Raw genomic sequence first — 23,400 nt, 5'->3', positions numbered from 1 at the left:
GCACAAAGTTCTGAAGTCTGGCGTACCATCCGATAACCAAAGTTGCTATTTTGCCCGGAGCCTGTATTGGGTGGGATAAAGGCCCGTCCGCTGGTAAAAGAGGCGGCTGAAAGACTGGCTGTTCTCAAATCCCAGCCGCTCCGCAAGATCTGTTATGGATATGTTTGAACCTGCCAGTAAGGCCCTGGCTTTTTCAATCCGCAGGTGCTGAATATATTGATAAGGCGACATGCCATGGGCCATGCGGAACAACCGCAAAAAATGATACTTGGAAAGACAGGCTTCCCCTGCAAGCTGGTCCAGTCTTATCTCTCCGCAAAAGCCCGAACGAAGTACGTCCATAGCGCGGGAAAGGCGTTTGTACAGCTCAACGCGCGTGGCCTTCCTCACAGGCGGCAGGTTATTTACAATTTCAGCAATGTGGCGGTGCTGCTGCAAATGATAGGATAAAAGGGCTGTGAGCTGCTCCTGGAACCGCAGCATGCTAAATCCTGTTTCCGTATACGAAGTTATGATTCCCTGGATCAGGGCATTGAAAGTTGCATCCCGGCGGTGCAGCTGGTTAAAGAATACAACAGGAGATAATTGTTTTTCAGTGCCTGCATCCAGTATGCTGTCTGTTGGAGTTACCAGGGAATTAAGAACAGATTCGCTGAAAAATTCCCCGAAATGAATGTTAAAGGTTTCAGCGCCGCCGGTACCTTCTTCTACCTGCAGGGTATACAATTGAGAGCGGTTACTGACAAAATAGTTGTCCTCATTGATGCAGGTTGTTTGCCGGTCTACGCTGCATAAGGCGCTCCCCCGTATATTCAGAAAAAAAGAAAACGGTCCTTTAATATCAGGGCGGAAACATTCACTCACCTTTGTATGAATGATAACACTGGGAAAACCTTCAACATCCAGCGGAAGGTTGCCCCATCCCAACCGGTTGCTGAACCCCTGCGCAATCTGGCGCTTCAGCCAGGTAAGATCAGGAAATTCATGTAAGATCATTACAGGAAGGTACGACGAAGTTTTGTGCCTGGTAAATGATACATTTCCGTCGGCAATTTCTAACTTTACCTCACCATGAGCGCTCAATCTTTCAAACTGGATGTTTCACCTTCAGCAGGCACTGTTTCAGCGAAGTACATTGCTCCTGAAAAGCCTAAGTGCATTTTTACGCTGGCGCATGGCGCAGGTGCGGGTATGGATCATTTGTTTATGGAAACACTGGCCAATGCGCTTTCAGGAGCCGGCATTGCCACCCTGCGGTTTAATTTCCCTTTTGCCGAAAACAAAAAAGGCAGGCCTGACTCCCCGGCAATTGCCCACATAACAATAGAAGCGGCTATTAAAAAGGCACGCGCGCTCAATCCCAAACTGCCGCTGTTTGCTTCCGGCAAATCCTTCGGAGGACGAATGAGCTCACAGTATCTTGCCGCCCACCCCGATAATGCTGTTAATGGTATTGTTTTCTATGGTTTCCCGCTTCATCCTTCAGGCAAGCCTGCTACTGAACGCGCCGACCATTTGAAGGCGCTGAAAATACCCATGCTTTTTTTGCAAGGCAGCAAAGATACCCTGGCTACCTGGGACCTGATTGAAGCCGTATGTGCATCCTTGAAAAAAGCCACCCTGGTGAAACTTGAAGGAGCAGATCACTCCTTTAAGGCAGGGAAAAAAGATGTGATGTCATTGCTGGTAGATGAAACCAGCAAATGGGTGGAGAAAATAATTAATTCCTCAAACTAATTGTTATTGCCGCCTGGCCTGTTAATGCAAACTTTGTATTGGCATAGGTAGGATAAGCGCTTACATTATTGGAGAGGCCATACGGCTCCACGGGTACCGACATTACCTTATCCAGCGTTCTGTTATCATTTAAATCCTGGAAAATAGTAACTGCATACTCACCTGCCGGCAGCCTGGGAAACACCACAGTATTCCTGATGCGGCTGGCGGGCAGTTTAATCTTTGAATAGGGAGTTTTTAAAAAACCCTTTTCATTGTTATACAGGGCGATATAAAAATTGCCCTTGTTAATCAGTACGTTTCTCACATTCACCCGCAGGGTACAGTTCCGCTGTGAAAAGGCCTGGCAGGCTACCAGCATCAACGCGGCGGTAAAACATGCTTTCAGGTACGTATGTTGCATAAGTATTGATTGTTGATTTAAAAATTAAAATTCATGGTGGTCAGGCAGCAGTGGTGCTGTTTTTTAAAAACCCGTTTTTGTATAATAAATGAATATCCGATGCCGGCCTTTCAATAATGGCATTCATATCTCTTTTATCAAAAAGATCAAAAACATCGGCGCCTATTTCCAGCAGCTTGTAGTTCTCCTTATTCAGCGCATAATATTTATCGTCAAAAACAAAAAGCCCCACATTGTCATTGATCACAACCGCAGCTGCATCGGGAGCCGCGGCATCCGCACTTATGCCGCTAAAGGATTCAATATCCAGGTAACGGTGCAGGAAAAGCCAGCCTTCCCATTGCACATAATATTTCTCCAGCGCTTTCTCCAGTATTGCATACAGGTACCGCGTACTTTTTTCAACATAATCACCGGGCGTTCTTTCTCCTTTTGGCGGAAAAACCGGGTCGTATATATTCCACCTGGGTTTCAGCTGCCCGTCATAAAAAGACAGCATAGGAATAATGGGAGCTTTCAGGTAAAAAGAAAGTGTTGCCAGCCCTGTTCTTACGAAAATCTGCTGGCCGAAAAAAGGGATCTTCCGGCTGTTATCCCGGTTAAAATACCCGTTTGCTCCTGCATTGCCATCTACATAAGCCAGCACCGAATACCCTTTCCGCATCTTGTCCATGATTTGTATGGTAAGGTCCGACTTATCAGCCGGGTATATGATCAGCTCTGAGGTGGAGTTAAAAGTGTTTTTCACCAGCAGGAACTGTTCCGTCATTTTATCCAGGTGGTGCTTATATGCAATAGGGTCGGCAATCAGCACTACATTAATATTATACTTAACCAGGAATGCTATTGCAGACCGGTATGATCCTGAGTGATAAGAAACAAACAAAGCCGGCAGGTGCTTTTTTATTGTTTCATAATCAAACTCATTGAAATCATCTATCCCGCTGAATTGGGCGCTGAACTGCGTATCGATATGCTGTAATACCCGGTAAGACATAATATCAAAATAAATGCTTTTGTGCTGTGCAACCGGCAGGGAGGGCAAGCACTTAGCCAGGTTGGCTGAAAGAAACTGGAATGTTTGCAGGTCGTTGGTCTGCCATTTTTTCTCAAAAGACGCTCTTAATTCCTGTTTGCTCTCTTCAAATATATCCAGCCGTAACTTTGTTGGATTCATATTGCTGTTTTTTTAGGAATTGATTAATGTGGTAGAACATTTTTACAGGGTTCATCATGTGCGCTTCACCGTGCAGCTTTTTACAGCACAGGTTTTCCAGGTGTTCGTTAAAGCTGTTCAGCGTGTCCGTGTCAATCATCCGGTCTTCTGACCCGTACAGCAACAATATGCTGGTGGCCTGCTGCTGAATGGTAATAGTTGATGTATGTAAAATATGGTTGATCTGCTGCAGCACAGGCATGCTGTCTGGTATTGTCAGCCTCAGGTTTGAGAACTTTTGCAGTCCCAGCAGCGGGTTCCTGTTAATGTCCGCATACCCATGTGAAAGCAGCGTCAGTACCCGGCAAAACAAATACATGTCAATTTCACTCAGCTTTTTCAGCACAGACAATATCTCCTTATCCCTTGGCAGTATTTTATTGGCACAGGCTACCAAAATAGCCGACTTAACGTTATGAGGTTTCAGGTTTAATAAATGCTGCACCAGCAGCCCGCCATAACTATACCCGATCAGGTGAACGGGCTTTTCAATCTTGTTCAGTACCTGGTCGTTCACATACAGGGCAAGCTCATTAAAGCTGTTCAGCTTTATAAAAGGACTATTATAACCGGGGTATTCATAAAAAACTACTTCAAACCGGTTCAATAATCTTTTAGGTATGGTACTTTTCCAGAACCGGCTGTCGGAACTGAGCGGATTAAAAAATACCAGGCACTCTGCCGCACTTTTATTTATGCTCTGTACCATCTTACTCTTTTTAGAATGACACTGGAAAATAGCTTCCTGTATTTGCGGGTAAACAGTGATATAATAACAATGGAGGCAGCACGTTTAAGCAACTCCAGGGCTGTTTGTAAATTAAAGCTCAGGTACGGTATGTACTTAATAAGGGTAACTGTTTTGAGTATAGATACATAGATGAAGGTGAATGCCGAAACTGTAACGCCGGCAATAAACAATACGCGCAACATGGTAAATACGATAAGGATAATTTTTTTGAAGCTGATTTCAGCATGTTTGCGCTCTTCAAACGGATCTTTTTTGGTAACTGCATCCAATAGCAGCTTGTTGGATGTTTGTATTAAATTAGGTACTCCCAGCAGGTCAGACAGCACCCAATAACCATCGAGCTTCAGAAACGGCACCAGGTTCATAATAACCAGGCAGGTATTGAAAAAATATATTTTCCATAAAAGGCTTTGAACAACACCGTTTGCAACAATGTTCAGTGCGGCAGCAATACCAATGCCGATGATGAGCTGAATAAAAATACCTGCCAGGTTAACCTTTACCCTGCCGGCTTTGGGCAGTTTCCATATATCTGTGAGGTCGGTATACATAGCGGGCATGATTGTGTAAAATCCCAGGCCAATGCTCCTGGCTTTTATGCCCGATTTAATGGCAGCCGCTGCGTGGCTTAGCTCATGCAGGAACATGATGAAGAAGAGGGAAAAGTAAGAGCCGATCCAGGTAAGCATTTCATAACCCTGCGGGATAAACCGGCCCGCAACCTTGCTGTTCACCTGGTAGTACAACGCTATATTTATGCCCGACAGGAGAATGAACAGCGGATAAAACGATCTTCCAAACAGGAAAGACAGGGGCTTAGCCAGTGTGGCAGATTGCCCCGAGCTGAGGACCTGCTTTTTTACCCAGAAGCCGCCGGAAAAGTCTTTGCCGTTTTCTTCCGCAACATTGAATACCGGCAGCACCTTTGTTTCTATAACTTCTTTAAGGGTAGCCAGGCTAAGCTCCGCATCATTACCAAGGCGGGCCAGCAGCTCCTCCAGGTGAGCAGCCTTTTTTCCTTCCCTTAAAATCCGGTACATGAATTCGCCTATCTTATAGTACCTTCCTTCATAAGAAAGAACAAATTCATTGCCGGACACACAGGAGAGTGTGTAATTATAGTTCAGCAAGGAATTAGCTGTTTTTAATTTATTCAAATTCATATAATAACAGGTTAAAAGGGTGAAAATGTTGGGCATTATGCGAAATGCCCAACATTAGTGATCATAAATTCCCGGGGAACATACACTGACACCAGCTCTTCCCAACAACTTATAACACCTATTATCAACAGAAGCGGTTATTGCTCCGGTTTGTGCGACGCCTTGCTTTTGCATGGTAATCGGTTTTAGATTGTTATAAATAGATTCCGAGTGTTTTTCGCCGGTTACAGGCTGCTTTTGATTAGCAGTTAACTGTGATGTCGGTAGCGGCTGCCATTTCCAGGCGAGCTTCCAGCTGTACGATGCTTAACTCTTTCATGGTAATTTTGTTTTTAAGTGGTTAATGAATTGCTTGTTTTAATGCGCTTACCGTGCGTAAGCGGTTCTGCTTAGTTGCAGTTGATGGTGATGTCGGCGGCAGCAGCCATTTCCAGGCGGGCTTCCAGCTGTACGATGCTTAACTCTTTCATGGTAATTTGTTTTTTAAATGTTAAGAAATAGAATAGAATGATGATTTGCTGTTACATTACAACGGTGCCATCCGGCGGGTTGGGTACGCCCCAACCGGTGAAGCCGCAGTTGTCCGCAGTTTCGGCAGTCATTTCAAGACGTACCTCCAGCTGCACAATGCTTAATTCCTGCATGTTAATTTGTTTTTAAAAGTTAAAAATGGTGATGAGGCTTATACCACTGCCAGGTGCAGTACATCATAAATGCGCCCTGCCAGCGTTCCGATGGTTTTGAAGCTTTCTTCTCCGAAATCTGAAGCTTCCAGCTCAAATTCAGCCATCAGTACGGAGGTAACTTCCAGAACAGCCAGGGAGTCGTCAAACAGTCCCGGGTTTTCATCGTTGCCGAAGAGCGGCTGCTCATTGGATAATTCTTCAACAGTTTGTTTAAGGTTTAATACATTAATCAGTATTTCCTTAGTTTTTTGTTCAATTAAATTGCGTTCCATGATTATCAGTTTTTTTAGTTATTATATTTAGTTAATAAAATGCTGGCCATGTTTCCGCCGAACCCGAAGGAGTTTGACAGCACCGTGTTTAGCGGGACGCCGGATTTGTTTTTCGTGACAAATTCTATTTTTTCTGACTCCGGCAGATCCGTGGCGTCGTAGTTTGCATACAATGCGCTGTGCCGCATGCTAAGAATGCTGATAACAGCCTCTATGCTGCCTGCTGCGCCCAGGGTATGGCCGGTAAGGCATTTGGTGGAGCCAACGTAGGTCCTGGATTTCTTTTCCTGCAAAAGCGCCTCACAAGCCTTTAGCTCCGCGCCGTCGTTTTTACCGGTACCGGTTCCATGCGCATTAATGTAGTCTACGTCCTCTTCGCTCATGCCGCCATAGGCCAGGGCCTGCTTCATGCACTTGAGCGCATACTTGCCTTCGGGGTGGGGCGCTGTAGCGTGGTAGGCTTCATTTAATATATGGTAGCCCTTTATTTCCGCATAGATGTGCGCTCCCCTCGCAAGCGCCGAGTCAAGGCTTTCCAGTACCAGGATGGCGCAGGCATCGCCCAGCGACATGCCATCCCTTGTTTTGCTGAAAGGTTTGCATTTTGTTTTTGAGATGGCGAGCAGGGAATTAAACCCGGTATAAGTCAGCTCGGTGAAAATATCCATGCCCCCGCTTATCATAATTTCCGCTTTCCCGTTTTCAACCAGGTCAAACGCTCTTCCTATTGAATTTGTACCGGATGCACAGGCGGTGGAAATAGCCGAAACATATCCCCTGAGCTTAAACGCCCTGGCTATTTTGCCCAATATTTTCGGCGTTGAATACAGCGCCAGCTCGTAATCGTCTTCACTTTTCTCTACCGTCTTCTTTATCCGCTGCAATATGGGAAAGCTGGCCCCTACGGATGTTCCCAGGCATAACCCTGCCATGTGCTGCTGCAGCTGCTCTTCGCACAGGTGAGCGCTTTCCAGGGCTTCGCTGATACATTTAACCGCTACTTCGCTCATAATGGACACATCTTTCTCCCAGGAGTGTTTATACAAGCTGTAATCCATCATAAATCCCCTGTTGTTGGCAAACAACTTATGGCTGGTGGGAAACCGGTCCTGGGGAACGGTATCATATTTTATCCTGCCATTTTCAAGGCTGTCAGTCATTTCGGCTACATTGTTGCCTAATGATGAGATGGCGCCTATACCAGTAACAACAACTCTCTTTTTCATCGGTTAATGTTTTATTTATTTGGATCGGGTGGAAACACGCTAGTTCATGCCTCCGTCTATAACAATTTCCTGGTTGATCAAAAATTCGGGCGATTCCAGCGCCAGGTATGTGATCAGGTTGGAGATCTCGTCGGTTGTACCCATTCTTTTCAGCAAGCTGTTACCTACCCTGCCGGTCACATATTTATCAGGCAGGTTCTCCACCATTTCTGTTTCTATAAACCCCGGGGCCACGCAGTTGATAATGATGCCCATACCGCCTACTTCTTTTGACAGTGATTTTGAAAAACAGTTGATGGCAGCTTTGGAGGCGGCATAGGCCGACTGTCCCGGGTTACCTTTGATTCCCGCCAATGATGTTACATTAATGATCCTCCCGCTTTTTCTTTTTATCATTGAGGGCAGCACTGCGCGGCAGGTATTGATTACGCCGTTCATATTATTGTACATTACCTCCCACCACTCTTTTGATGGCGTCATGATAAACGGCTTGGGATTGGCATTGAGCTTACTGTCCCTGATACCGGCGTTGTTGATGAGCACATCCACCTCCTTCAAAATATCCCGTTGCTCCCTGAACAGCGCTTTCACTTCTTCATCATTACCCATATCACATTTAAATGCCGTTACATGCGGGAAACCTGCTGCGTTCAGCGAAGCCACTAAATTATGGGCGCTTTCCGCCGAATATTGATAGGTGAATATGACCTGGTGCCCCCGCTCCACAAATGCTTTTACCAGTTGCTTTCCAATTCCTTTGGAACCGCCGGTGATAAGAATATTTTTCATATTTGCTGATTTAAAGTGTTTTTCTGAGTAACAGGTGAGAGCTGCCGCCGCCTTCGTGCGCGGTATTTACCAGCGCATACCCGAAATCCGAAGGGTTATTCCCGAAAGCCTCCTGTACGGGAAACTGGTTGTTATAAAGTATCTGGCTTGCAATGCTGGCGCCCATTATGCTGCTGGCAGATTTCATGTCGCCGGTATATGCTTTATGCTGCAGGCTGTAGGTTTCATTACTCCTGCTTAGCCGGTTCAATACATGCCGCTCGTTACTTTCCATTTGGCCGGCGGTTGTATAGGCGCTCAGGTAAGCAACCTTTTCCTTTGGCTGCAGTATTGGTCTTAGCGCATCAATAGCGCCTTCAACAACATCTGCGGACCGCTGCGTGGTATCTTCTATATTCCGGTAATCGAAACAGCTGTGGTATTCTACCAGCTCCGCATACTTCCTGGCGCCTCTTCGCACGGCGCTTGCTTCGCTTTCCAGTACTATGAAGGCCGCACCATCTCCCAGGATGTTCCGCCGCCTGTCTGTTTCACCCGCAGCTGCGCTGCGTGCATTGGAATGACAGGCTACCCGTACCAGGCGGTTGCTTTCCTGCTCGCTCAATATCCTATACTCAGTATAGTGGTCTACTCCGCCGCATATCACTATTTCGGCCACCCCTTTCCTGATCAGGTCAAAACCATAGGTAATGCTGTTTGAATTATATATCAGCGAGCTGGGACCGTTTAATTTGAATATTCTTGAAATATCGCCCAGCACTGTATTGGCTACTGTTTTTGTAAACTTTACCGGGCTTATTTTCTGCAGCCCGTGGCGGTACAGGTCGTACAGGTAATCTTCAACAGAAGCAGTGGCGCCAAGGCTGGTTTCTATCACCAATCCTATTTCATTGTCCGACGCCTCCAGCATAATGCCCGCATCGTCGATGGCTTTTTTGCACGCCAGCATGCCAAGCTTTGAGTATTGTTGCGGCGGAAAGCGGTCGTCCCATTTTACCTCACTGTCAAATTCCACTGCAGGTGTTTCTCCAAAAAACTGGGGGTGTATACCCGCATGCTCCCAATCGGCCTTTATCGTAATCCCATCTTCACCTGCTACCATTTTCCGCCACGCGGCGGCTGCGCCGTAGCCCAGGGCTGATATGCTGCCCAGGCCTGTTACCAGTATTTTTGTATTGCTTTTCATATACCAATAGATAAGGTTATTTCAGCTTTGCATACCGTTTCACCATTTACCGTAGCGATTACTTTATACTCGCTGAAGTTTAATATATTATTGATGCGTTCAGATGTAATGACCAACCTGCTTCCCGGCAGCACTTCTTTGTAAAAAACCGCCGATTTTACCTTTACCGCCTTGCCGATCCGCTTTCGCTCCTGCGGCGCTGCCTCGTCCAGGGAGGCCACCCTGGTCAGGATGCCGGAGGCCTGGAACATTGCTTCAAGAATGCATACCCCGGGCAACAGCGGGTAATCCGGAAAATGCCCTTTCAGAAAAACGAGATCTTCACGTATTACTGTTTCCGTTGTAATGCTGTCTTTAAAATCTGTGTGCAGCACCCGGTCTACCAACAGCATTGGCGCTTTGTGGGGCAGTAATGCCGCGGGTTTTAATGTATCGAAATCTGTGGTTGTCATATCATCAAGGTTTTTACCTGGCCTGTTGCATTCAAACGTGTTGCAGATGCGATAGATACCATGTATTTATTTTTAAAAAGAAACTGCCTGGTGTAATGTTTTTCCGATAGCAAACCGCCGTAAAAAATCTTTGCAAGACCTTTGTCGTCGTACAGCTTGGCGATGGATTCTATTTGTGTCCACAGCGAAAAAAAATCCAGTTGATCCTTTATCTTCCTTTTTGTCAGCTTTTCAAGCAAATCCACGCTCCTGGCGGCAGGCTGGTAACAGGTGTCCTCCACATCTATACCTACTTTACTGCTGCTTACCACGCAGGCCACTATGTTGGTGCTATAGGAGATAGATATATGCGGCTTGCCTGTGTCTGTTACCAGTTTCCCATGCGGGTTGTAATGCAGGCCCTTTAGCCTGGATGTTTCCAGTCCCAGCTCATTGAATATCCGTACAAGCATCATCCTGGAAGTAACCCGTTTTAACCGGTGCCCCGGCCCGGGCGACTTATCCAGCCTGTTCACTATTTCATCGCTGAAATAACCGCGCAGCGCGTTTATTTTGTCTTTGCCGGCTTCCGGCATTACTTCAGCTATGAAAACAAGAGGGTTCATTTATAATAGGTATTATTGAACTCTATCAGCTTCAGGTAATAATTATCGCCTTCATGCAGATCGTATTTATCTTTCAGCACCTGCTGTATATCCGGAACAGTGATCTTATTCCTGTGGAATATGCCTATCTCCAGCTTATCGTCTTTATCTTTCCGGATGCTCACTTTTAAAATTTCCGGGGCGTGGTACAATTCATCCGACAGGCTGTTAAACCAGATGATCCTGTCTTTGTATTCTATGAAATCGCCTTCCCTGCCCAGCACAAAAACCCGGTTCTCTTTTTTTATACAAATGTCCTTTGTAGTGAGCACTGTATCGGACGGGGGTTTATGCAGCTCATTGCCTTTTATGTACCCCAAGTATATAGAGGGGCTGCTTATCTGCAAATAGCCAATGGGCGTATCGCTGTATTTTTCCTGGTATTTTTCGCTTGCAGCCAGCTTAATTGTAATGCCGGGATTTACACTTCCTATACACAACTCCCTGCCAGGCAAAGGCGCCTCTGCATACTTATTGGTAGCCACCCTGGGCCCGGCCTCCGCCAACCCGTAAGTACTGTATATGGGGCAATTGAAAAGCTTGAATGTTTTTTGAAAAGTGGGCGGGTGCGGTTTGTCGCCGCCCAGTGTTATAAACCGCAGGTTATTTTTTATTTTCGGTATTTTCTGGTAGTAGTACAGTATCAGCCGGGCCAGCAACGGCGTCATAAAAACATTTGTTACCTGGTGCCGCTGGAAAAGCTGCGGCAGCTGCAACACTCCCAATAATCTTTCACCCAATACTATCCTGGCGCCTGTAAAGAAATGCGTTAAAAACTGTGCAATAAGGCCATAAGAGTACGACACCGGCAATAGTATCAAAGTCGCATCCTCCTTCGTGATAGCCAGTGCCTCCCGGTTTGATTGTATGTTGGCAATGGTTTGCTTTTTACCCAGCAATATTTTCTTAGGCGTGCCGGCAGTTGTTCCTGAACTCGAAACGATCAGCAGATCGTTTTCATCTCCTACATAAACATCGTCGTGTATATTGTAGTACAGGTAAGCGTCCTGTATAACCTGCACGTCTGCTTTTTCAACCAGGCTGTCTGCAAGGGGCGCTTCCGAGAATATTCCGCTGAACTTCAGATCTGTAATTTTAGACAGGTTACCTGCTTCCACGATAAAGGGAATAAGATCACATTTCAAACAGGAAAAGAACAACTGCAGCGATTTGAACGCATTCTTGTACCCGTATATTACAATGATGGTATGCCTTGCAATCCGCAACTTTTCAATATCGGCGGCAATACCGGAAACCTGGTCGTACACTTCTCTGTAGGTATAGTTCTTTGACTGGGTAGCATCAACAATAACCGAGTGCTGGTGTTCCTTAAACGGGCTAAAAAATGCTTCCTTATACATTTGCCAGGGCTTTTAAGGTGATGTGCTTTAAACAATCATCTTTTATTGAACTCACATTGGCCGCCAGAAACTCCATGTCTACCTGCTTATGGCTTACAAACTCCACTTCCGTCAGCCTCTTTTCCACAATAAAGCGCATCAGCCTTGCTTCATAGCAGTCACTTTTAATCACAATGGATTTACCGATAAACTCGCCGTACTGCTGGATGTATTTTCCTTTTTGCAACAACCCGGTAGCTTCCTTTGCCATCATGGCGTAACAAAAAGCCTGGTACGCATATTTTTCCGGCACAGATAAATCCGCGGCTTTTATGGCGCTGATCAGCTCTTCTATTGTTGCTTCGGCATGCACCACTTTATAGAAGGAGTTAGATACCGTGCTGTAATTTTTAATTTCCATGATTATATTTCGTTTTCGATTGTTTCGTGAAATTCCGGCAAACCGCAGATCTGAAAAATTCTTTTAGACAAGATTGCTGTTCGCCACAACCAAATTCCATTTTTATAAGATCTTGTTTCATCTGTCAAAAAAGATCATTCCTGTTGTTACTGTTGTTTCTTCAACGATGATCATTCTTGCTTTGATGACTCAAAACTCGTATAAAGCATTTGCCGGAAAAACTCTTTTAGACGAAAGTGAAGGTTTACTACAATGAAATACTATTTCGTTTAGATATGGTGGTAATAAGCGTTTGCGGAAAAGGGGCTGGCAGGGGCAGGCATGATTCCAGCAATTAGTAAAAAGCGCAGGGGGATGAGCATTATGTGTAAGTCAGAGATGAATATATTCGGTTCTGTGAAATGTCGGATGTAGATTTTTAAAGGTATTTTACATCAGTCTTCAGCAGTTGGCGGATCTTTCCTCAGGCCAATACTATAAAAGTATGCCTCCCACATCCTATTCCTTTTTGCACCCTTATTATAATACCCCTCGAACATGTCAGAATATATAAAGTTTATAGGCACCGCGCCACCAAATGTGCTATCTAATTTCTCTAAATACTCACTACATACCCCGCAAGCCGGAAGTTCTGAATAAATATCAATTCGATCAACTTGACCACTCATATCTTTGGCTGCGCTTTCCGGGCTGCCTGTGTAATTTTTATCAGCAATCCCCGCATTCGCAATGGCTTTTTGCAAAGCAATTTTTTCAGCATGCAAAAACCCCTCTCCTCCGGAATCCTGACTTTGCGCTGCTCCAAATCCTTTCTTAACACCGTTAAGATATAACTCTACGTATGCGCATGACGCCCTAACCACACTTTGCCCCCGTTTATTCTTTACATTGTCACTTACTTCATCTGTAGAAGTATTAATTACGCGTTGAATAGGTTCCCCTGAGAACAATTTTATTTTTTGTATAGGATCTACCGCGGGCATCGATACTCCGCCTTGGGAGATATTATTGGCAACTGCCAGGTTATTTTGCCGATGGTGCGTAGCAATTTTATTAAGGGGCATTGTATAGGATATGTTGAGGGTACTTAATTAAGATATAAATAAAAGGGTAACGTAGTTTGTTCATTTTAGCTCATAAAAGAGCATGAAGGGATTTCTATAATGATAGCTTTTGTTCCAACAAAGGAATAACGGAGATTTTTGAGGGGGCGATAACAGGAAACAAAAAAGCCCTTAGTATTACGTGGTAATGCTAACCGACAGCTATATAGCTAAATGGAATTGCTTATTTAACAGGTGCGCAGCGCAGCTGCTGCTATTTATTTTTACCGTCTATACCCAATTTCTCAATCAGCATTTGTTTATGCTGTTTGGAAATAATGATGGACTCATTATTTACCAGCTCAATGGAATTGCCAAGCACCGACTTAATTGCAGGAACATGAATAATGTAAGATTTATGTATGCGGATAAACTGGCTTTCGGGCAGCACTTCCTCAATGCTTTTCATACGCATATAGGTAACGATGTTTCTTTGTTTGGTGACTATCTTGATATAGTCTTTCATTCCTTCAATGTACAGGATATCCTCAAAAAGTATTTTGGATAACCGTTGGCCGTCCTTTACAAAAAGATGCTGCACCTGCTGCTTGTTGTTTGCTACCGCCGGGCCCTCCCCGTTTTTCTGATCAATATCCTTTTTGGCTTTGTTGATTGCTTTTAAAAAGCGTTCAAAGGATATGGGCTTTAGTAAAAAATCTACAGCATTTAAGTCATACCCTTCAATGGCATAGTTGGAGAAAGCAGTGGCAAATATCAGGAACGGCGGATTGGATAAAGACTTAATAAGCTCCAGGCCATTTATCCTGGGCATTTGTATGTCTGTTATCAGCAGCTCTATTGTATCTGTTTGCAGTACATCTATTGCATCAAAAGCATCGGCACAGGATTTAACAAGTTCTAAAAAGGGAATGCGCTCTATGTGATTTTCCAAAAGTTCCCGGGATAGGGGTTCGTCATCAACGATGATACATTTTATTTTCTTCATAGTTAAGTAAGGATTATGTTTAGGTTTATACTGTGAGAGTCGGGACTATTATTGATTGACAGGGTGTGTTTATCCTGGTATAAAAGAGAAAGGCGTTTCCTGGTATTGGCAATACCTATTCCCCCTGTTCCGGATTCATGGTTGTGCTTAAAAAGTTTTTCATCTCCTTTACTGTTGGCTATTTCAAAATAGAGTGTATTGTCCGCTACCTGGAAGGTTATTTTTAACCAGGGGTTGGCAGTGGTGGTGGCCAGTCCGTGCTTAAATGAATTTTCTATAAACGGGAATGTAAGCAGCGGAACTATTTTGTACCCTTTAAGCGATTCGGGATCGTATAAAAACTGTATATCAACATCTTTCCCATACCTGGCCCTTTCCAGCTCTACATAGTTATACAGGAAGTCGGCTTCTTTTGATAAGTCAACCTTTTCCTGGTTGGATTCATACAAGGTATAGCGCAGCATATCAGACAGCTGCATAATCAACACCGGTGCGCGCGGGTTATTTCTTACAGAAAGTGAATAGATGTTATTGAGTGTATTGAATAAAAAGTGCGGGTTTAGCTGTGAGCGCAAAAAACTAACTTCCAGGTTCAGGTTATCCCTTTCCAGCCGCAGGGTTCTGGTAGCTGATATGGATATTTCCATTACCAGTTTTATGATGATGGGCGGAGAAACGATCATCAGCACACCAATGGCTGTTTGCACAACAGACTGGGGCGCCATGATTTGCCCGAATGGTTTGTCGGCTATTACCTTTACAGAAGCCAGCAGCTCTTTATCCTTTATGGTAAAATATTTAAGCAGCACGGTCATGAACGAGTAATTGATAACCGCCCATGCCCAGAAGGGAACCAGCAACCCAATAAAAAACAATACCCGCTGGTTTTTCCGGAGGAACTCCGGAACAAGCAGGTAAAAAATAAAATAGAAGAAGAACATGGCCCCCAAAAGATTCCTCAGCGCAAACATGAGCGAAAGCCGCAGGTTTGTCGAGTAAAGGAACATAATATTGAGGGTGTACATCATTAACAGTATACACCACAACGCTATGTGTATATATTTAACATTCTCAGGGGTATAGAGGCGGGTTAGGTTAAAGGGTTTCTTTTTCATGTCCTCCACTAAATAATTAAAAATCAATACTCCCGGACGGCCCATTATTACAATCAGTAATGAAGATATGTTTTTTTCAGCTTTCTTCCGAGCGGAAGAGCCATTTCTGCCCCGAATTATGCCGGAAATGATACCAGCACACCCCCATTGCCCCTGAACAGCCCGGATTTCCCCTGAAGTGCAAAACCTGATGCCGGGAGGAAAGGTCGTTTTGTATAGTAACCGGTGAATTTGGTCTAAAAGAGTTTTTACCCGGCGCGAAAAGGTGAAAGTTTGCCTTGTAATCACAAAAAAACAAACCACTATGAAAGCAAAACAAAATAACGGCAAAAACATCATCCCCAGCCTTTGCAAAGACATTATCTGCAAGATGAATGTTTCAACCCTGAATGGTTCAGCCTGCAAGCATGCAAACGGCCAGGGGAAACCGCTGACTTTTAATACAATACCTACAGGCCTTACGAGCAGCGGCGGTTATTAAAACCATCATCTTAAATCTTATATCTGCCCGGTAATGATACTGACATGCGTAATTATAGATGAAGAACCGCTTAGCATTGATTTGCTGGAATATTATATCGGCCAAACGGACGGGATCGGACTCATAGCCAAATCCAGTAAAGCTTCGGAAATCATAGCAATGATAAAAAAGGCCGCTCCTGATATTGTTTTTATAGACATCAGCATCGCAGGCATAGAGAAACTGGTGTTTGACGATATTTTCCAGAAGGACATTGTTTATGTATTTGTAACAAAATACCCGCATGATTATATACTGGATATACTGCCAAGGCAATTAGTCAATACCGGCTATTTACAAAAGCCTGTGAGCTTTTTTCTCTTCAAGAAAGAAATAGGAAGAATAAAAGACCTGCATACTTCCCATTCTTAAAGCACTATAACTATTGTTAAGCTACAAATACTTACTGTATGCGTACAGAGATACTGATCATATTGCTCCTGCTTTTTACTTCGGCTGCCCTGGGGCAGACGCGGATAACCGGCCGGGTTACCGACAATAAAAAGCAGGGCATTCCAAATGCATCCATTGCCTTAAAAAATACTTATGACGGCGCCATCACGGATTCTGCCGGGTATTTCCGTATCAGTACAATGGAAAAAGGTGCTTTAATACTGGTAGCTTCTGCCACCGGTTATGAAACCAAAGAACAGCCGGTTACCCTGGCCGGCAAAGGGCTGCAGGCCGATTTTACCTTAAAGGAAAAGATCAGCGAGCTGAATGCGGTAACCGTTACAGCAGGCGCATTTGGCGGCGGTATGGGAAAAAAGGGCGTTACGGTGCTCAGCGCGCTGGATGTACAAACTACCGCAGGCACCAATGCCGACATTTCAAAGGCTGTAAATACTTTGCCCGGCGCCCAGCAGATCAGTAACCAGGAGGGATTGTTTGTAAGGGGCGGCAGCAGCTACGAAGCAAAGCAGTTTATCGACGGCTCGCTTGTAAGCAGGCCTTACTACCTGGGCGCGGCTAACATACCCAGCCGCAGCAGGTACCCCGCTACCCTGTTCAAAGGCTTTGCATTCAGCACCGGCGGCTATTCGGCGCTGTACGGGCAGGCCCTCTCATCGGTGCTGATTATGGAAACAATAGATCTTCCGGAACAATCAGAAGCCAATGCCTTTATTTCACCTATCCAGAACAGCCTGGGCATGCAGCACCTTGCAAAAAACAGGAACTCCTCCTGGGGCTTCAATTATCAATACACCAACACGGGTTTGTATTATTCTCTGGTAAAGCAAACGCCCGACTATTTTATCCGGCCGCGGTTCCATAATGCCGACGCCAATTTCCGCATCAAAACAAAAAACGGCATTATTAAATATTACACCACCTTCAGCACCAACAAGCTGGGGTTGCGTACGCCCAACATTGATTCGGCCAGTATGAAAAATGCCGTAACGCTCGGCAACTATAACTGGTTTAACGCCCTTAGCTGGCGGGAGTACCTGCCGAACGGATGGAAGCTAACACTGTCCGGCAGCTATAGCCTCACACGCGACCATATTACCAGCCAGCTGCAGAATGCCAGCAACGTGCCGCAGGAATATTTTGCAAAATTCTGGCTGGACACTATGAACTTTCAGCTGCAGCGGAGAGAAAGCCTGCTGCAAGCCAAGGCCGTAGCAGAGAAAAAATTCAGTACCCTGAATACCATCCGTTTCGGCGGCGAGTACTGGTACAGCCGGTATAACCTTAACTATAACAGCATAAACGAAAACTTACCCGATCACCTGGTGGCTGGTTTTGCGGAGGCTGAATTTTATTTTACCAGCGCGTTAGTGGCCACCATTGGCGCACGCGCAGAGCATTCCTCCATCCTGCAAAAGGCTAACCTGGCGCCGCGCGCCTCACTAGCTTACCGGATGGGCAAAGGCTCTTCTGTATCAGCCGCTTTCGGGCAGTTTTATCAAAAGCCTGAAAATGATTACCTGCAGGTTACCCGGTCGCTTGGCTACACCAAAGCCACGCACTATATCCTCAACTACCAAAAGCAGGTTAAAGGCACCTTCCTGAGGGTGGAGGCGTTTTACAAAACGTATAAAGACCTGGTTAAAACATGGCCATTGTATAATAACAACGGAAACGGGTATGCAAAAGGGATTGAGCTATACTGGCGCGACAAGAAAACGTTTAAACACCTCGACTACAGCATTAGCTACTCTTACCTTGATACCAAACGCGATTACCTGAATTACCCGCAGCAGCTGATGCCTGGCTTTGCAGCGCATCATACCGCCACTATTTCAGCCAGGCGTTTCTTTCAAAAGATAGCTACCGGCGCCAGCCTCACCTACTCTTTTGCAACCGGCCGGCCCTACTATGCATTTGTGCCTGACAGCAGCGGTACCGCTTATTATATAAAAGACCAGGGCAAAACAAACGGCTACCAAACGTTAGACCTCAGCGTTTATCACCTGACCACGCTGGGAAAGGCAGCTGCCATATGTTATGCTTCGGTTACAAACCTCACCGGCCGCAATAACATTGCGGGGTACAATTATTCTTACAACGGGCTGGTTAAGCAGCCTATTCTTCCGCCTGCCAAACATTACTTTTTTATCGGGCTTATTCTCAACTGGGGAATAGACAGAAGGCAAGATGCCATTGACAATCTCTGAAAACCATTTTAAAACAATTAAAAATACAACAATGAAAAAAAGCATCCTGGCCATTATTTTACTGGCAACCATCAGTGCTCACGCACAAAGCGACAAATACACAGCTGCCATGCAGCAAAACCTGCAGCTGCTTGATTCTGCTAAAACGCCTGAACAGCTGACAGCCGTATCACAGGCATTTGAACGCATAGGCGACGCGGAAAAAACACAATGGCTCCCGTATTATTATGCGGCGCTTGCACAAACCCGTATCGGTTTCAGCGATCCCAAATCAGACAGGGACGCCATTGGCCAGAAAGCAAACGAGCTGGCCGCAAAGGGCGAAGCCATTGAAAAAAATGCCGACTTATGCAGCATTCATAATATGGCAGCCACCATCCAGCTGCTGGTAAACCCAATGGAACGCTGGAAGACTTACGGTTTAAAAGCCTACACAGCGCTGCAGGAAGGGTATAAGCTTGACCCCAATAATCCCAGGCTGTATTTCCTGGAAGGCAGCTCTTTATTTAGCAAGCCGGAATATGTTGGCGGCGGAAAAGATAAAGCCAAACCTGTTTTTGAAAAGGCCGTACAGCTTTTTCACGCAGAAAAAACAGCGCCTTTATACCCGCACTGGGGCTTAAAAGAAACAGAAAGGTTGCTGGCTTTGTGCAAATAACTCCCTATTCTTCAATAATATCTGCCAGGGCGCCGTTCTGATAACAGGCGGCGCCCTGGTAATTTATTTCCGGGCAGCTTCCCGTGACAGGCAGGAATTATAGTAACTGAAAAGATGGTGGTAAATAACAAGTTCATGCAGCCGGTGGCTGGCAACAAACAGCCGGTTAATAAACAGGTGAACAAAGTTGTGCACCATTGTTTGCATCACCGCCGGATCTTCTCCCCGCTGCGTGATGCGCTCCTGCAAACACTCCAGTACCTGGCGCGACACTGTGGACCGTTCTGCTATCATCTCCATGAAATAGGGCCGTAGGCCGTCCAGGGGATCTTCCAGCAAAGTATGAAAGGTTTGTTTTTCGTTCCTGTATTTTTGGTTTAACTGCAGCAAGAGCGCTTTACCGCCGTTAAACTCTTTGAAAAAAGAAGTATAGCAATGCTCCATCAACGCTGCTTTTTGCGGCAGCGTATAATTGAAGTCTGTAAGCAGGCGGTCTACCCCTTTTATTCCCATCAGCCATCTTGCATCTTCGTCTTTAGTGCTCCATATATAATCAACAATAGTTGCAACCAGCCTGCTATCTGCATAAAAAAACTGCTCGCACAAATCAATGGCCCAGGGCGTATATTTTTCTGTTTCACGGAAATACGTGCCGTACTCCAGGCGGTGGATAAGCCGGGTTTTCATTAAATCATCAACGGCCTTATTGATGGCTTTCATAATATGGGTGCGTGCTGCCGGCTTTTGAACATGCAACCTCAACCGGAGATGGCTGTCGGGGTCCTGGTAACGGATAAAGAACCACTGGCTGATTTTTTCTTTCGCGGCCCACCGCCGCACCAGGGGATGGATTATTTGCGACAGGATCATGTCCATTGATTTGTAACCGGCATATATTTTAAGGTATAGCCACTCGCTCCCTGGTATGAAGAAAGATGTTGTATCAAAATCGTAAGTATTAAACCGGCTGCTGCTTGCCGGTACGGGTACAAACGCGCGGTTTTTAACGGGTATGACTACTTCATTATCAAACTGTTTTTCCTGGTCGGCCAGCAAAGCGCCTTCGTTACCGTTTAAAAATTCATACAGGATTACATCGCCTTTGTTCATTTTAGATGTGAGCACAGACCTTGATATATCGTTCCTGAGATCCAGCAATAATTCATTATCTCCTTCGATAAGCAATACCAGGTTGGGCAGCGGGTATGCTTCTCGGAATGCCGCCAGGGCCTTTTCGGGGTTTGCAGGCGATGTACCGGCCTTTCCGCGCTCGATGAACCAGCGGCGCCGTTTCAGGATAATGTTTTTGTAAACCACCCTGGGCAAAAAGGGTAATTTACTAAGCACGCCCCAGTCCCAGGCAATGGCCAATCCTGCATCCTGGAACTGCAGCTCGCAAAGAAACTTGTATACCGGCAGGCCGGTTGAGAAATTATGCGCGCTTGTTAACCGGGGCAGCACTTCTTTTCCCAGCCTGCCCGAGCGGAGGATGATGCGGTTTTCTTTTACTGACACCCAAAGATCACTGATGTTTATAATAAACTCCTGCCCGGCGGCGCCCTTTCCCAAAAAGGGTATTTCGTAATCAAATGCGCGGGGCCTGGCCAGCACGTTTCCGGCGCGGCCTTCCGGAAGATGAATGATCTCGGCCAGTATTTTACCCGGGTACCGGCTGCTTTCGTAAGCCGCCACCTGCTTTAATGCGCAGGCAATATCGGGACTCCTGCTGCCGAAACGGCTCATTAGCGACATAGCGCTGCTCTCCCCGCAGCTTTTCAGGAGAAACGAAAAATCTTTGCTGTCAAAATCCTTTTGTGAGCGGGTAAGAATGCTGCCCAGTATGGAAAACGTTGCAGGAAGGCGTTGCACTTCTCCATCTTTCTTTGCCGCAAGCGCTTCCAGGTCTTCATCGGTAATGTTTATCACAGCGCTTCCCGCCTGCTGGCTTTTTATAAACTGCGCCAGCACAAAATGTTCATGCGGCCCCCATTTTCCCGTATCATCCGTTGTTGCGCCTTCAAGCACCAGGTCGTCAATAACCGGTGTATAAAAGGCTTCGTTGCCGGTCACATCTCCGTAACCAATACCAATATCACTATCCAGCGCTTCCAGCAGCGGAATTTCCCGGTCTTCAAATTTCTGGTAAAACTGCTGCTTAAACTGTTCCAGGTTATTCCAGGTAGCAGGGTTATTCAATGGCAGCAGCTGCTCAACCTGCGAAATAATTGTATTAACAGCCGCTTTGTTAAGCGTGTTACTTTCGAGATTAAAAAACAGGTCGGCCTGTATACAGTCTTTTTGCTGCAGATCAGGCATTATCTTTTTTAAGCCCTGTTCAATAGCGGCGCCTTTGCTCACAGCGCCATCCTTAGCGGATAAGGCGGCCTTTAACCCGGTTATTTCCTCCAAAACAGGATGCTGGTGCACCTGTAGCGGCTTTGCTTCCAGCCGGGCTACCAGGTCATCCAGGGGGTCGCCACCGGTAAGCGCAGGCACATACTCTGTAACCAGTACCTGGTATTTCAACAGCTGTTCCACTAAACCCTCTGCCAGCATCAGGTCAGCATTCTTTTCAACCAATATCCCGGTTAGTTTTTCAAAACTGGCGCCATGCAGTGCTGCGGACACCACGGCCTCGGTAAACTCATTTCGCGCAATGGAGCTGAGATGATACCAGCGCTTGCCTTCCGTTAGCTTATACTCGTAGTACCTGAATGTTTCGCCGGTTTCATAAATGCTGGAATTGGCGAAGAAGATAGTATGCTGCCGGATGTCTTTATCCAGTAAAGGGATCTTTTCCGCTAATGCCGACATACAGCTGATATCTATCCTGTACATTTCTTCTGCCGTTCTTTCCGACAGATTTATGCTGGTAGGATGGTCAGAGAGGCGGCCCAGGGCGCAGCCGGCAAAAAGACCGTAGGGAGTGCTGCGGGTAGCCATGCGCAGCAGGTACTTATAAATGGCTGTATCCAGCTTGCCTTTTTTGGCATCAGCGGCGCCGGCGAACCGCTTCGGGATTTCAGCATACAGCGATTCGCTTGCCAGGAAAACGGCATCAAAGAATAAAGACCGGTCAACAAATGTTTCCAGCTCGCAGGCTATGTTACTGTTGTACTGAAGCCGGTTCACGAGCTGGTTATAGGGTAACACCGGCATTCTCAAAAGGTAGAAATCAAATGGTTCAAATTGAGTCATATGGCTGGGGTAGATTTTAAATTATCCACTAAAGTTATTATCTTTAGAGGACTCTTCAATTCAGAACCGGTATTAATTTGAGTGAAGATACACTTACAATACCAGCGCTTTTTTTGCCGGTATTATAAATGCATCTGCAGAACAGAAAACCCATCAGACAGTAGTTAAACCAAACCATCACTCAACCAAAATCAAACAGTATCATTTACAGTAAGTCCCTCAATTGATAAAACTTGGAAAAGCTGGTAAGCGTTTTAATTTACATACATGCCTTTTTCGGAGGCATAGGGCTGTTTAGCGGCGTTGCAAGCATTGTTGTAAGAAAAGGAAGCAGGCTGCATAAGAACAGCGGAAAAATCTTCTCTTATACGATGGTCGCCAGCTCCCTGGTATCGCTGGTAATAGCACGAATGCCCCGTCATGAAAACCTGTTCCTGTTTTTAATCGGCATATTTACCATCTATCTTGTACTGGCCGGCAACCGTGCGCTGACACTCAGATCCAAAACAAAAAGCAGCGCAGACATAACCGATAAGGCCATATCAGGCACCATGCTGGCTGCATCGGTGCTAATGCTGATAATTGGCATTATCCAGGTTATTTCCCATGCCGGCGGCAATGCATTACTGTTTGTTTTCTTCGGAGCTTTTGGCCTGTATATGACTTTAAAGGACTTCCGCACTTTCAGGACATTCAAAGAAAAAAAGAATGCCTGGCTCAGGAGCCATTTAGGCAGAATGATTGCTGCGCTGATCGCTTCTATAACTGCTTTTATTGTGGCAGGGCTGCATGTACAAACCCTTATTACCTGGATGCTTCCTTCTGTTTTAGGCACCTTCTATATTATGTACTGGAATTCGAAGTTAAAGGGCGGTGCGCCTTCGCTGGTAGCGGAGAAGAATTAAGCAGATATGGTGTTTAGTACTCCTGCTCAAATAGCTTCCTTATAATTT

Annotated in this window: 23 protein-coding genes; 5 read left to right on the top strand and 18 right to left on the bottom strand. The window is 45.6% G+C overall.

Translation table 11 applies throughout. The features are described from left to right. Nucleotides 1-45: 45 nt before the first annotated feature. Nucleotides 46-996 carry an AraC family transcriptional regulator gene (locus tag VFS25_RS05180; RefSeq protein WP_326461059.1) on the bottom strand — a complete coding sequence of 317 codons (951 nt, stop codon included), beginning with the start codon at nucleotides 994-996 and terminating at the stop codon, nucleotides 46-48. Between the two features lie 75 nt (nucleotides 997-1,071). On the opposite strand from VFS25_RS05180, the gene VFS25_RS05175 reads away from it, so the two are divergent. Continuing rightward, on the top strand, nucleotides 1,072-1,737 hold the full coding sequence (locus tag VFS25_RS05175; protein ID WP_326461058.1) for an alpha/beta family hydrolase: 666 nt from the start codon (nucleotides 1,072-1,074) through the stop codon (nucleotides 1,735-1,737). Here VFS25_RS05175 and VFS25_RS05170 read toward each other — a convergent pair. The 16 genes from VFS25_RS05170 to VFS25_RS05095 all read right to left on the bottom strand — a co-directional run bounded on the left by VFS25_RS05170 (nucleotide 1,721) and on the right by VFS25_RS05095 (nucleotide 15,450). Beyond that, nucleotides 1,721-2,140, bottom strand: a complete 420-nt coding sequence (locus tag VFS25_RS05170) for a DUF2141 domain-containing protein (RefSeq protein WP_326461057.1) — start codon at nucleotides 2,138-2,140, stop codon at nucleotides 1,721-1,723. The two genes, VFS25_RS05175 and VFS25_RS05170, sit on opposite strands and share 17 nt — an antisense overlap. Nucleotides 2,141-2,180: 40 nt before the next feature. Continuing rightward, nucleotides 2,181-3,317 (bottom strand): hypothetical protein, encoded by a 1,137-nt coding sequence (locus tag VFS25_RS05165; protein ID WP_326461056.1) that lies wholly within the window; start codon nucleotides 3,315-3,317, stop codon nucleotides 2,181-2,183. After that, nucleotides 3,283-4,065: an alpha/beta fold hydrolase gene (locus VFS25_RS05160; protein WP_326461055.1), complete on the bottom strand. Its 783-nt coding sequence runs from the start codon at nucleotides 4,063-4,065 to the stop codon at nucleotides 3,283-3,285. The genes VFS25_RS05165 and VFS25_RS05160 overlap by 35 nt, the downstream gene beginning before the upstream one ends. Then, entirely contained in the window at nucleotides 4,050-5,270 is a 1,221-nt protein-coding gene (locus VFS25_RS05155) for a M50 family metallopeptidase (RefSeq protein WP_326461054.1), read from the bottom strand. Before VFS25_RS05155 ends, VFS25_RS05160 begins: the two co-directional genes overlap by 16 nt. A gap of 521 nt (nucleotides 5,271-5,791) precedes the next feature. After that, complete coding sequence (locus tag VFS25_RS05150) at nucleotides 5,792-5,914, bottom strand: hypothetical protein (protein WP_326461053.1); 123 nt, start codon at nucleotides 5,912-5,914, stop codon at nucleotides 5,792-5,794. Between the two features lie 38 nt (nucleotides 5,915-5,952). Beyond that, the gene (locus VFS25_RS05145) at nucleotides 5,953-6,228 is read right to left on the bottom strand and encodes a hypothetical protein (protein ID WP_326461052.1); all 276 of its coding nucleotides are present in this window, start codon (nucleotides 6,226-6,228) and stop codon (nucleotides 5,953-5,955) included. Between the two features lie 14 nt (nucleotides 6,229-6,242). After that, entirely contained in the window at nucleotides 6,243-7,454 is a 1,212-nt protein-coding gene (locus VFS25_RS05140; protein WP_326461051.1) for a beta-ketoacyl-[acyl-carrier-protein] synthase family protein, read from the bottom strand. 39 nt (nucleotides 7,455-7,493) lie between these two features. Beyond that, nucleotides 7,494-8,243, bottom strand: a complete 750-nt coding sequence (locus VFS25_RS05135) for an SDR family NAD(P)-dependent oxidoreductase (RefSeq protein ID WP_326461050.1) — start codon at nucleotides 8,241-8,243, stop codon at nucleotides 7,494-7,496. A 10-nt stretch (nucleotides 8,244-8,253) separates the two neighbouring features. Further along, on the bottom strand, nucleotides 8,254-9,429 hold the full coding sequence (locus VFS25_RS05130) for a beta-ketoacyl synthase N-terminal-like domain-containing protein (protein WP_326461049.1): 1,176 nt from the start codon (nucleotides 9,427-9,429) through the stop codon (nucleotides 8,254-8,256). Next, nucleotides 9,426-9,881 carry a 3-hydroxyacyl-ACP dehydratase FabZ family protein gene (locus tag VFS25_RS05125; RefSeq protein ID WP_326461048.1) on the bottom strand — a complete coding sequence of 152 codons (456 nt, stop codon included), beginning with the start codon at nucleotides 9,879-9,881 and terminating at the stop codon, nucleotides 9,426-9,428. The genes VFS25_RS05130 and VFS25_RS05125 overlap by 4 nt, the downstream gene beginning before the upstream one ends. After that, on the bottom strand, nucleotides 9,878-10,486 hold the full coding sequence (locus VFS25_RS05120) for a hypothetical protein (RefSeq protein ID WP_326461047.1): 609 nt from the start codon (nucleotides 10,484-10,486) through the stop codon (nucleotides 9,878-9,880). The genes VFS25_RS05125 and VFS25_RS05120 overlap by 4 nt, the downstream gene beginning before the upstream one ends. After that, on the bottom strand, nucleotides 10,483-11,886 hold the full coding sequence (locus VFS25_RS05115) for an AMP-binding protein (protein ID WP_326461046.1): 1,404 nt from the start codon (nucleotides 11,884-11,886) through the stop codon (nucleotides 10,483-10,485). Before VFS25_RS05115 ends, VFS25_RS05120 begins: the two co-directional genes overlap by 4 nt. Continuing rightward, nucleotides 11,879-12,286 carry a hypothetical protein gene (locus VFS25_RS05110; protein WP_326461045.1) on the bottom strand — a complete coding sequence of 136 codons (408 nt, stop codon included), beginning with the start codon at nucleotides 12,284-12,286 and terminating at the stop codon, nucleotides 11,879-11,881. Before VFS25_RS05110 ends, VFS25_RS05115 begins: the two co-directional genes overlap by 8 nt. A gap of 434 nt (nucleotides 12,287-12,720) precedes the next feature. Then, a complete protein-coding gene (locus VFS25_RS05105; protein ID WP_326461044.1) occupies nucleotides 12,721-13,350 on the bottom strand; it encodes a hypothetical protein in 630 nt (209 codons plus the stop codon). 253 nt (nucleotides 13,351-13,603) lie between these two features. After that, nucleotides 13,604-14,335: a LytTR family DNA-binding domain-containing protein gene (locus VFS25_RS05100; RefSeq protein WP_326461043.1), complete on the bottom strand. Its 732-nt coding sequence runs from the start codon at nucleotides 14,333-14,335 to the stop codon at nucleotides 13,604-13,606. A 2-nt stretch (nucleotides 14,336-14,337) separates the two neighbouring features. Continuing rightward, nucleotides 14,338-15,450, bottom strand: a complete 1,113-nt coding sequence (locus VFS25_RS05095; protein ID WP_326461042.1) for a sensor histidine kinase — start codon at nucleotides 15,448-15,450, stop codon at nucleotides 14,338-14,340. Between the two features lie 514 nt (nucleotides 15,451-15,964). On the opposite strand from VFS25_RS05095, the gene VFS25_RS05090 reads away from it, so the two are divergent. Genes VFS25_RS05090 through VFS25_RS05080 form a run of 3 tightly spaced genes read left to right on the top strand, consistent with a single transcriptional unit; the run spans nucleotide 15,965 to nucleotide 19,249 of the window. Further along, complete coding sequence (locus tag VFS25_RS05090; protein ID WP_326461041.1) at nucleotides 15,965-16,342, top strand: hypothetical protein; 378 nt, start codon at nucleotides 15,965-15,967, stop codon at nucleotides 16,340-16,342. Nucleotides 16,343-16,380: 38 nt separating this feature from the next. Next, a complete protein-coding gene (locus VFS25_RS05085) occupies nucleotides 16,381-18,591 on the top strand; it encodes a TonB-dependent receptor (RefSeq protein ID WP_326461040.1) in 2,211 nt (736 codons plus the stop codon). A gap of 31 nt (nucleotides 18,592-18,622) precedes the next feature. Continuing rightward, nucleotides 18,623-19,249 carry a hypothetical protein gene (locus VFS25_RS05080; RefSeq protein WP_326461039.1) on the top strand — a complete coding sequence of 209 codons (627 nt, stop codon included), beginning with the start codon at nucleotides 18,623-18,625 and terminating at the stop codon, nucleotides 19,247-19,249. Between the two features lie 63 nt (nucleotides 19,250-19,312). On the opposite strand, the gene VFS25_RS05075 is transcribed toward VFS25_RS05080, so the two are convergent. Continuing rightward, nucleotides 19,313-22,381, bottom strand: coding sequence for a lantibiotic dehydratase (locus VFS25_RS05075; RefSeq protein ID WP_326461038.1), 3,069 nt, complete (start codon nucleotides 22,379-22,381; stop codon nucleotides 19,313-19,315). A 299-nt stretch (nucleotides 22,382-22,680) separates the two neighbouring features. On the opposite strand from VFS25_RS05075, the gene VFS25_RS05070 reads away from it, so the two are divergent. Next, nucleotides 22,681-23,352, top strand: a complete 672-nt coding sequence (locus tag VFS25_RS05070; RefSeq protein WP_326461037.1) for a hypothetical protein — start codon at nucleotides 22,681-22,683, stop codon at nucleotides 23,350-23,352. Nucleotides 23,353-23,400 lie beyond the last annotated feature (48 nt).

The sequence above is a fragment of the Chitinophaga sp. genome, assembly GCF_035761305.1.
Taxonomy (GTDB): Bacteria; Bacteroidota; Bacteroidia; order Chitinophagales; family Chitinophagaceae; genus Chitinophaga.
The sequence above is the reverse complement of the archived record's forward strand: the minus strand, read 5'-3'. Positions and strand labels throughout refer to the sequence as shown.

What these genes read in the sequence shown, in the direction of transcription:
- VFS25_RS05180 (WP_326461059.1), bottom strand. Translation starts at nt 996, where the DNA reads ATGATCTTACATGAATTTCCTGATCTTACCTGGCTGAAGCGCCAGATT.
- VFS25_RS05175 (WP_326461058.1), top strand. Translation starts at nt 1,072, where the DNA reads ATGAGCGCTCAATCTTTCAAACTGGATGTTTCACCTTCAGCAGGCACT.
- VFS25_RS05170 (WP_326461057.1), bottom strand. Translation starts at nt 2,140, where the DNA reads ATGCAACATACGTACCTGAAAGCATGTTTTACCGCCGCGTTGATGCTG.
- VFS25_RS05165 (WP_326461056.1), bottom strand. Translation starts at nt 3,317, where the DNA reads ATGAATCCAACAAAGTTACGGCTGGATATATTTGAAGAGAGCAAACAG.
- VFS25_RS05160 (WP_326461055.1), bottom strand. Translation starts at nt 4,065, where the DNA reads ATGGTACAGAGCATAAATAAAAGTGCGGCAGAGTGCCTGGTATTTTTT.
- VFS25_RS05155 (WP_326461054.1), bottom strand. Translation starts at nt 5,270, where the DNA reads ATGAATTTGAATAAATTAAAAACAGCTAATTCCTTGCTGAACTATAAT.
- VFS25_RS05150 (WP_326461053.1), bottom strand. Translation starts at nt 5,914, where the DNA reads ATGCAGGAATTAAGCATTGTGCAGCTGGAGGTACGTCTTGAAATGACT.
- VFS25_RS05145 (WP_326461052.1), bottom strand. Translation starts at nt 6,228, where the DNA reads ATGGAACGCAATTTAATTGAACAAAAAACTAAGGAAATACTGATTAAT.
- VFS25_RS05140 (WP_326461051.1), bottom strand. Translation starts at nt 7,454, where the DNA reads ATGAAAAAGAGAGTTGTTGTTACTGGTATAGGCGCCATCTCATCATTA.
- VFS25_RS05135 (WP_326461050.1), bottom strand. Translation starts at nt 8,243, where the DNA reads ATGAAAAATATTCTTATCACCGGCGGTTCCAAAGGAATTGGAAAGCAA.
- VFS25_RS05130 (WP_326461049.1), bottom strand. Translation starts at nt 9,429, where the DNA reads ATGAAAAGCAATACAAAAATACTGGTAACAGGCCTGGGCAGCATATCA.
- VFS25_RS05125 (WP_326461048.1), bottom strand. Translation starts at nt 9,881, where the DNA reads ATGACAACCACAGATTTCGATACATTAAAACCCGCGGCATTACTGCCC.
- VFS25_RS05120 (WP_326461047.1), bottom strand. Translation starts at nt 10,486, where the DNA reads ATGAACCCTCTTGTTTTCATAGCTGAAGTAATGCCGGAAGCCGGCAAA.
- VFS25_RS05115 (WP_326461046.1), bottom strand. Translation starts at nt 11,886, where the DNA reads ATGTATAAGGAAGCATTTTTTAGCCCGTTTAAGGAACACCAGCACTCG.
- VFS25_RS05110 (WP_326461045.1), bottom strand. Translation starts at nt 12,286, where the DNA reads ATGGAAATTAAAAATTACAGCACGGTATCTAACTCCTTCTATAAAGTG.
- VFS25_RS05105 (WP_326461044.1), bottom strand. Translation starts at nt 13,350, where the DNA reads ATGCCCCTTAATAAAATTGCTACGCACCATCGGCAAAATAACCTGGCA.
- VFS25_RS05100 (WP_326461043.1), bottom strand. Translation starts at nt 14,335, where the DNA reads ATGAAGAAAATAAAATGTATCATCGTTGATGACGAACCCCTATCCCGG.
- VFS25_RS05095 (WP_326461042.1), bottom strand. Translation starts at nt 15,450, where the DNA reads ATGAAAAAGAAACCCTTTAACCTAACCCGCCTCTATACCCCTGAGAAT.
- VFS25_RS05090 (WP_326461041.1), top strand. Translation starts at nt 15,965, where the DNA reads ATGATACTGACATGCGTAATTATAGATGAAGAACCGCTTAGCATTGAT.
- VFS25_RS05085 (WP_326461040.1), top strand. Translation starts at nt 16,381, where the DNA reads ATGCGTACAGAGATACTGATCATATTGCTCCTGCTTTTTACTTCGGCT.
- VFS25_RS05080 (WP_326461039.1), top strand. Translation starts at nt 18,623, where the DNA reads ATGAAAAAAAGCATCCTGGCCATTATTTTACTGGCAACCATCAGTGCT.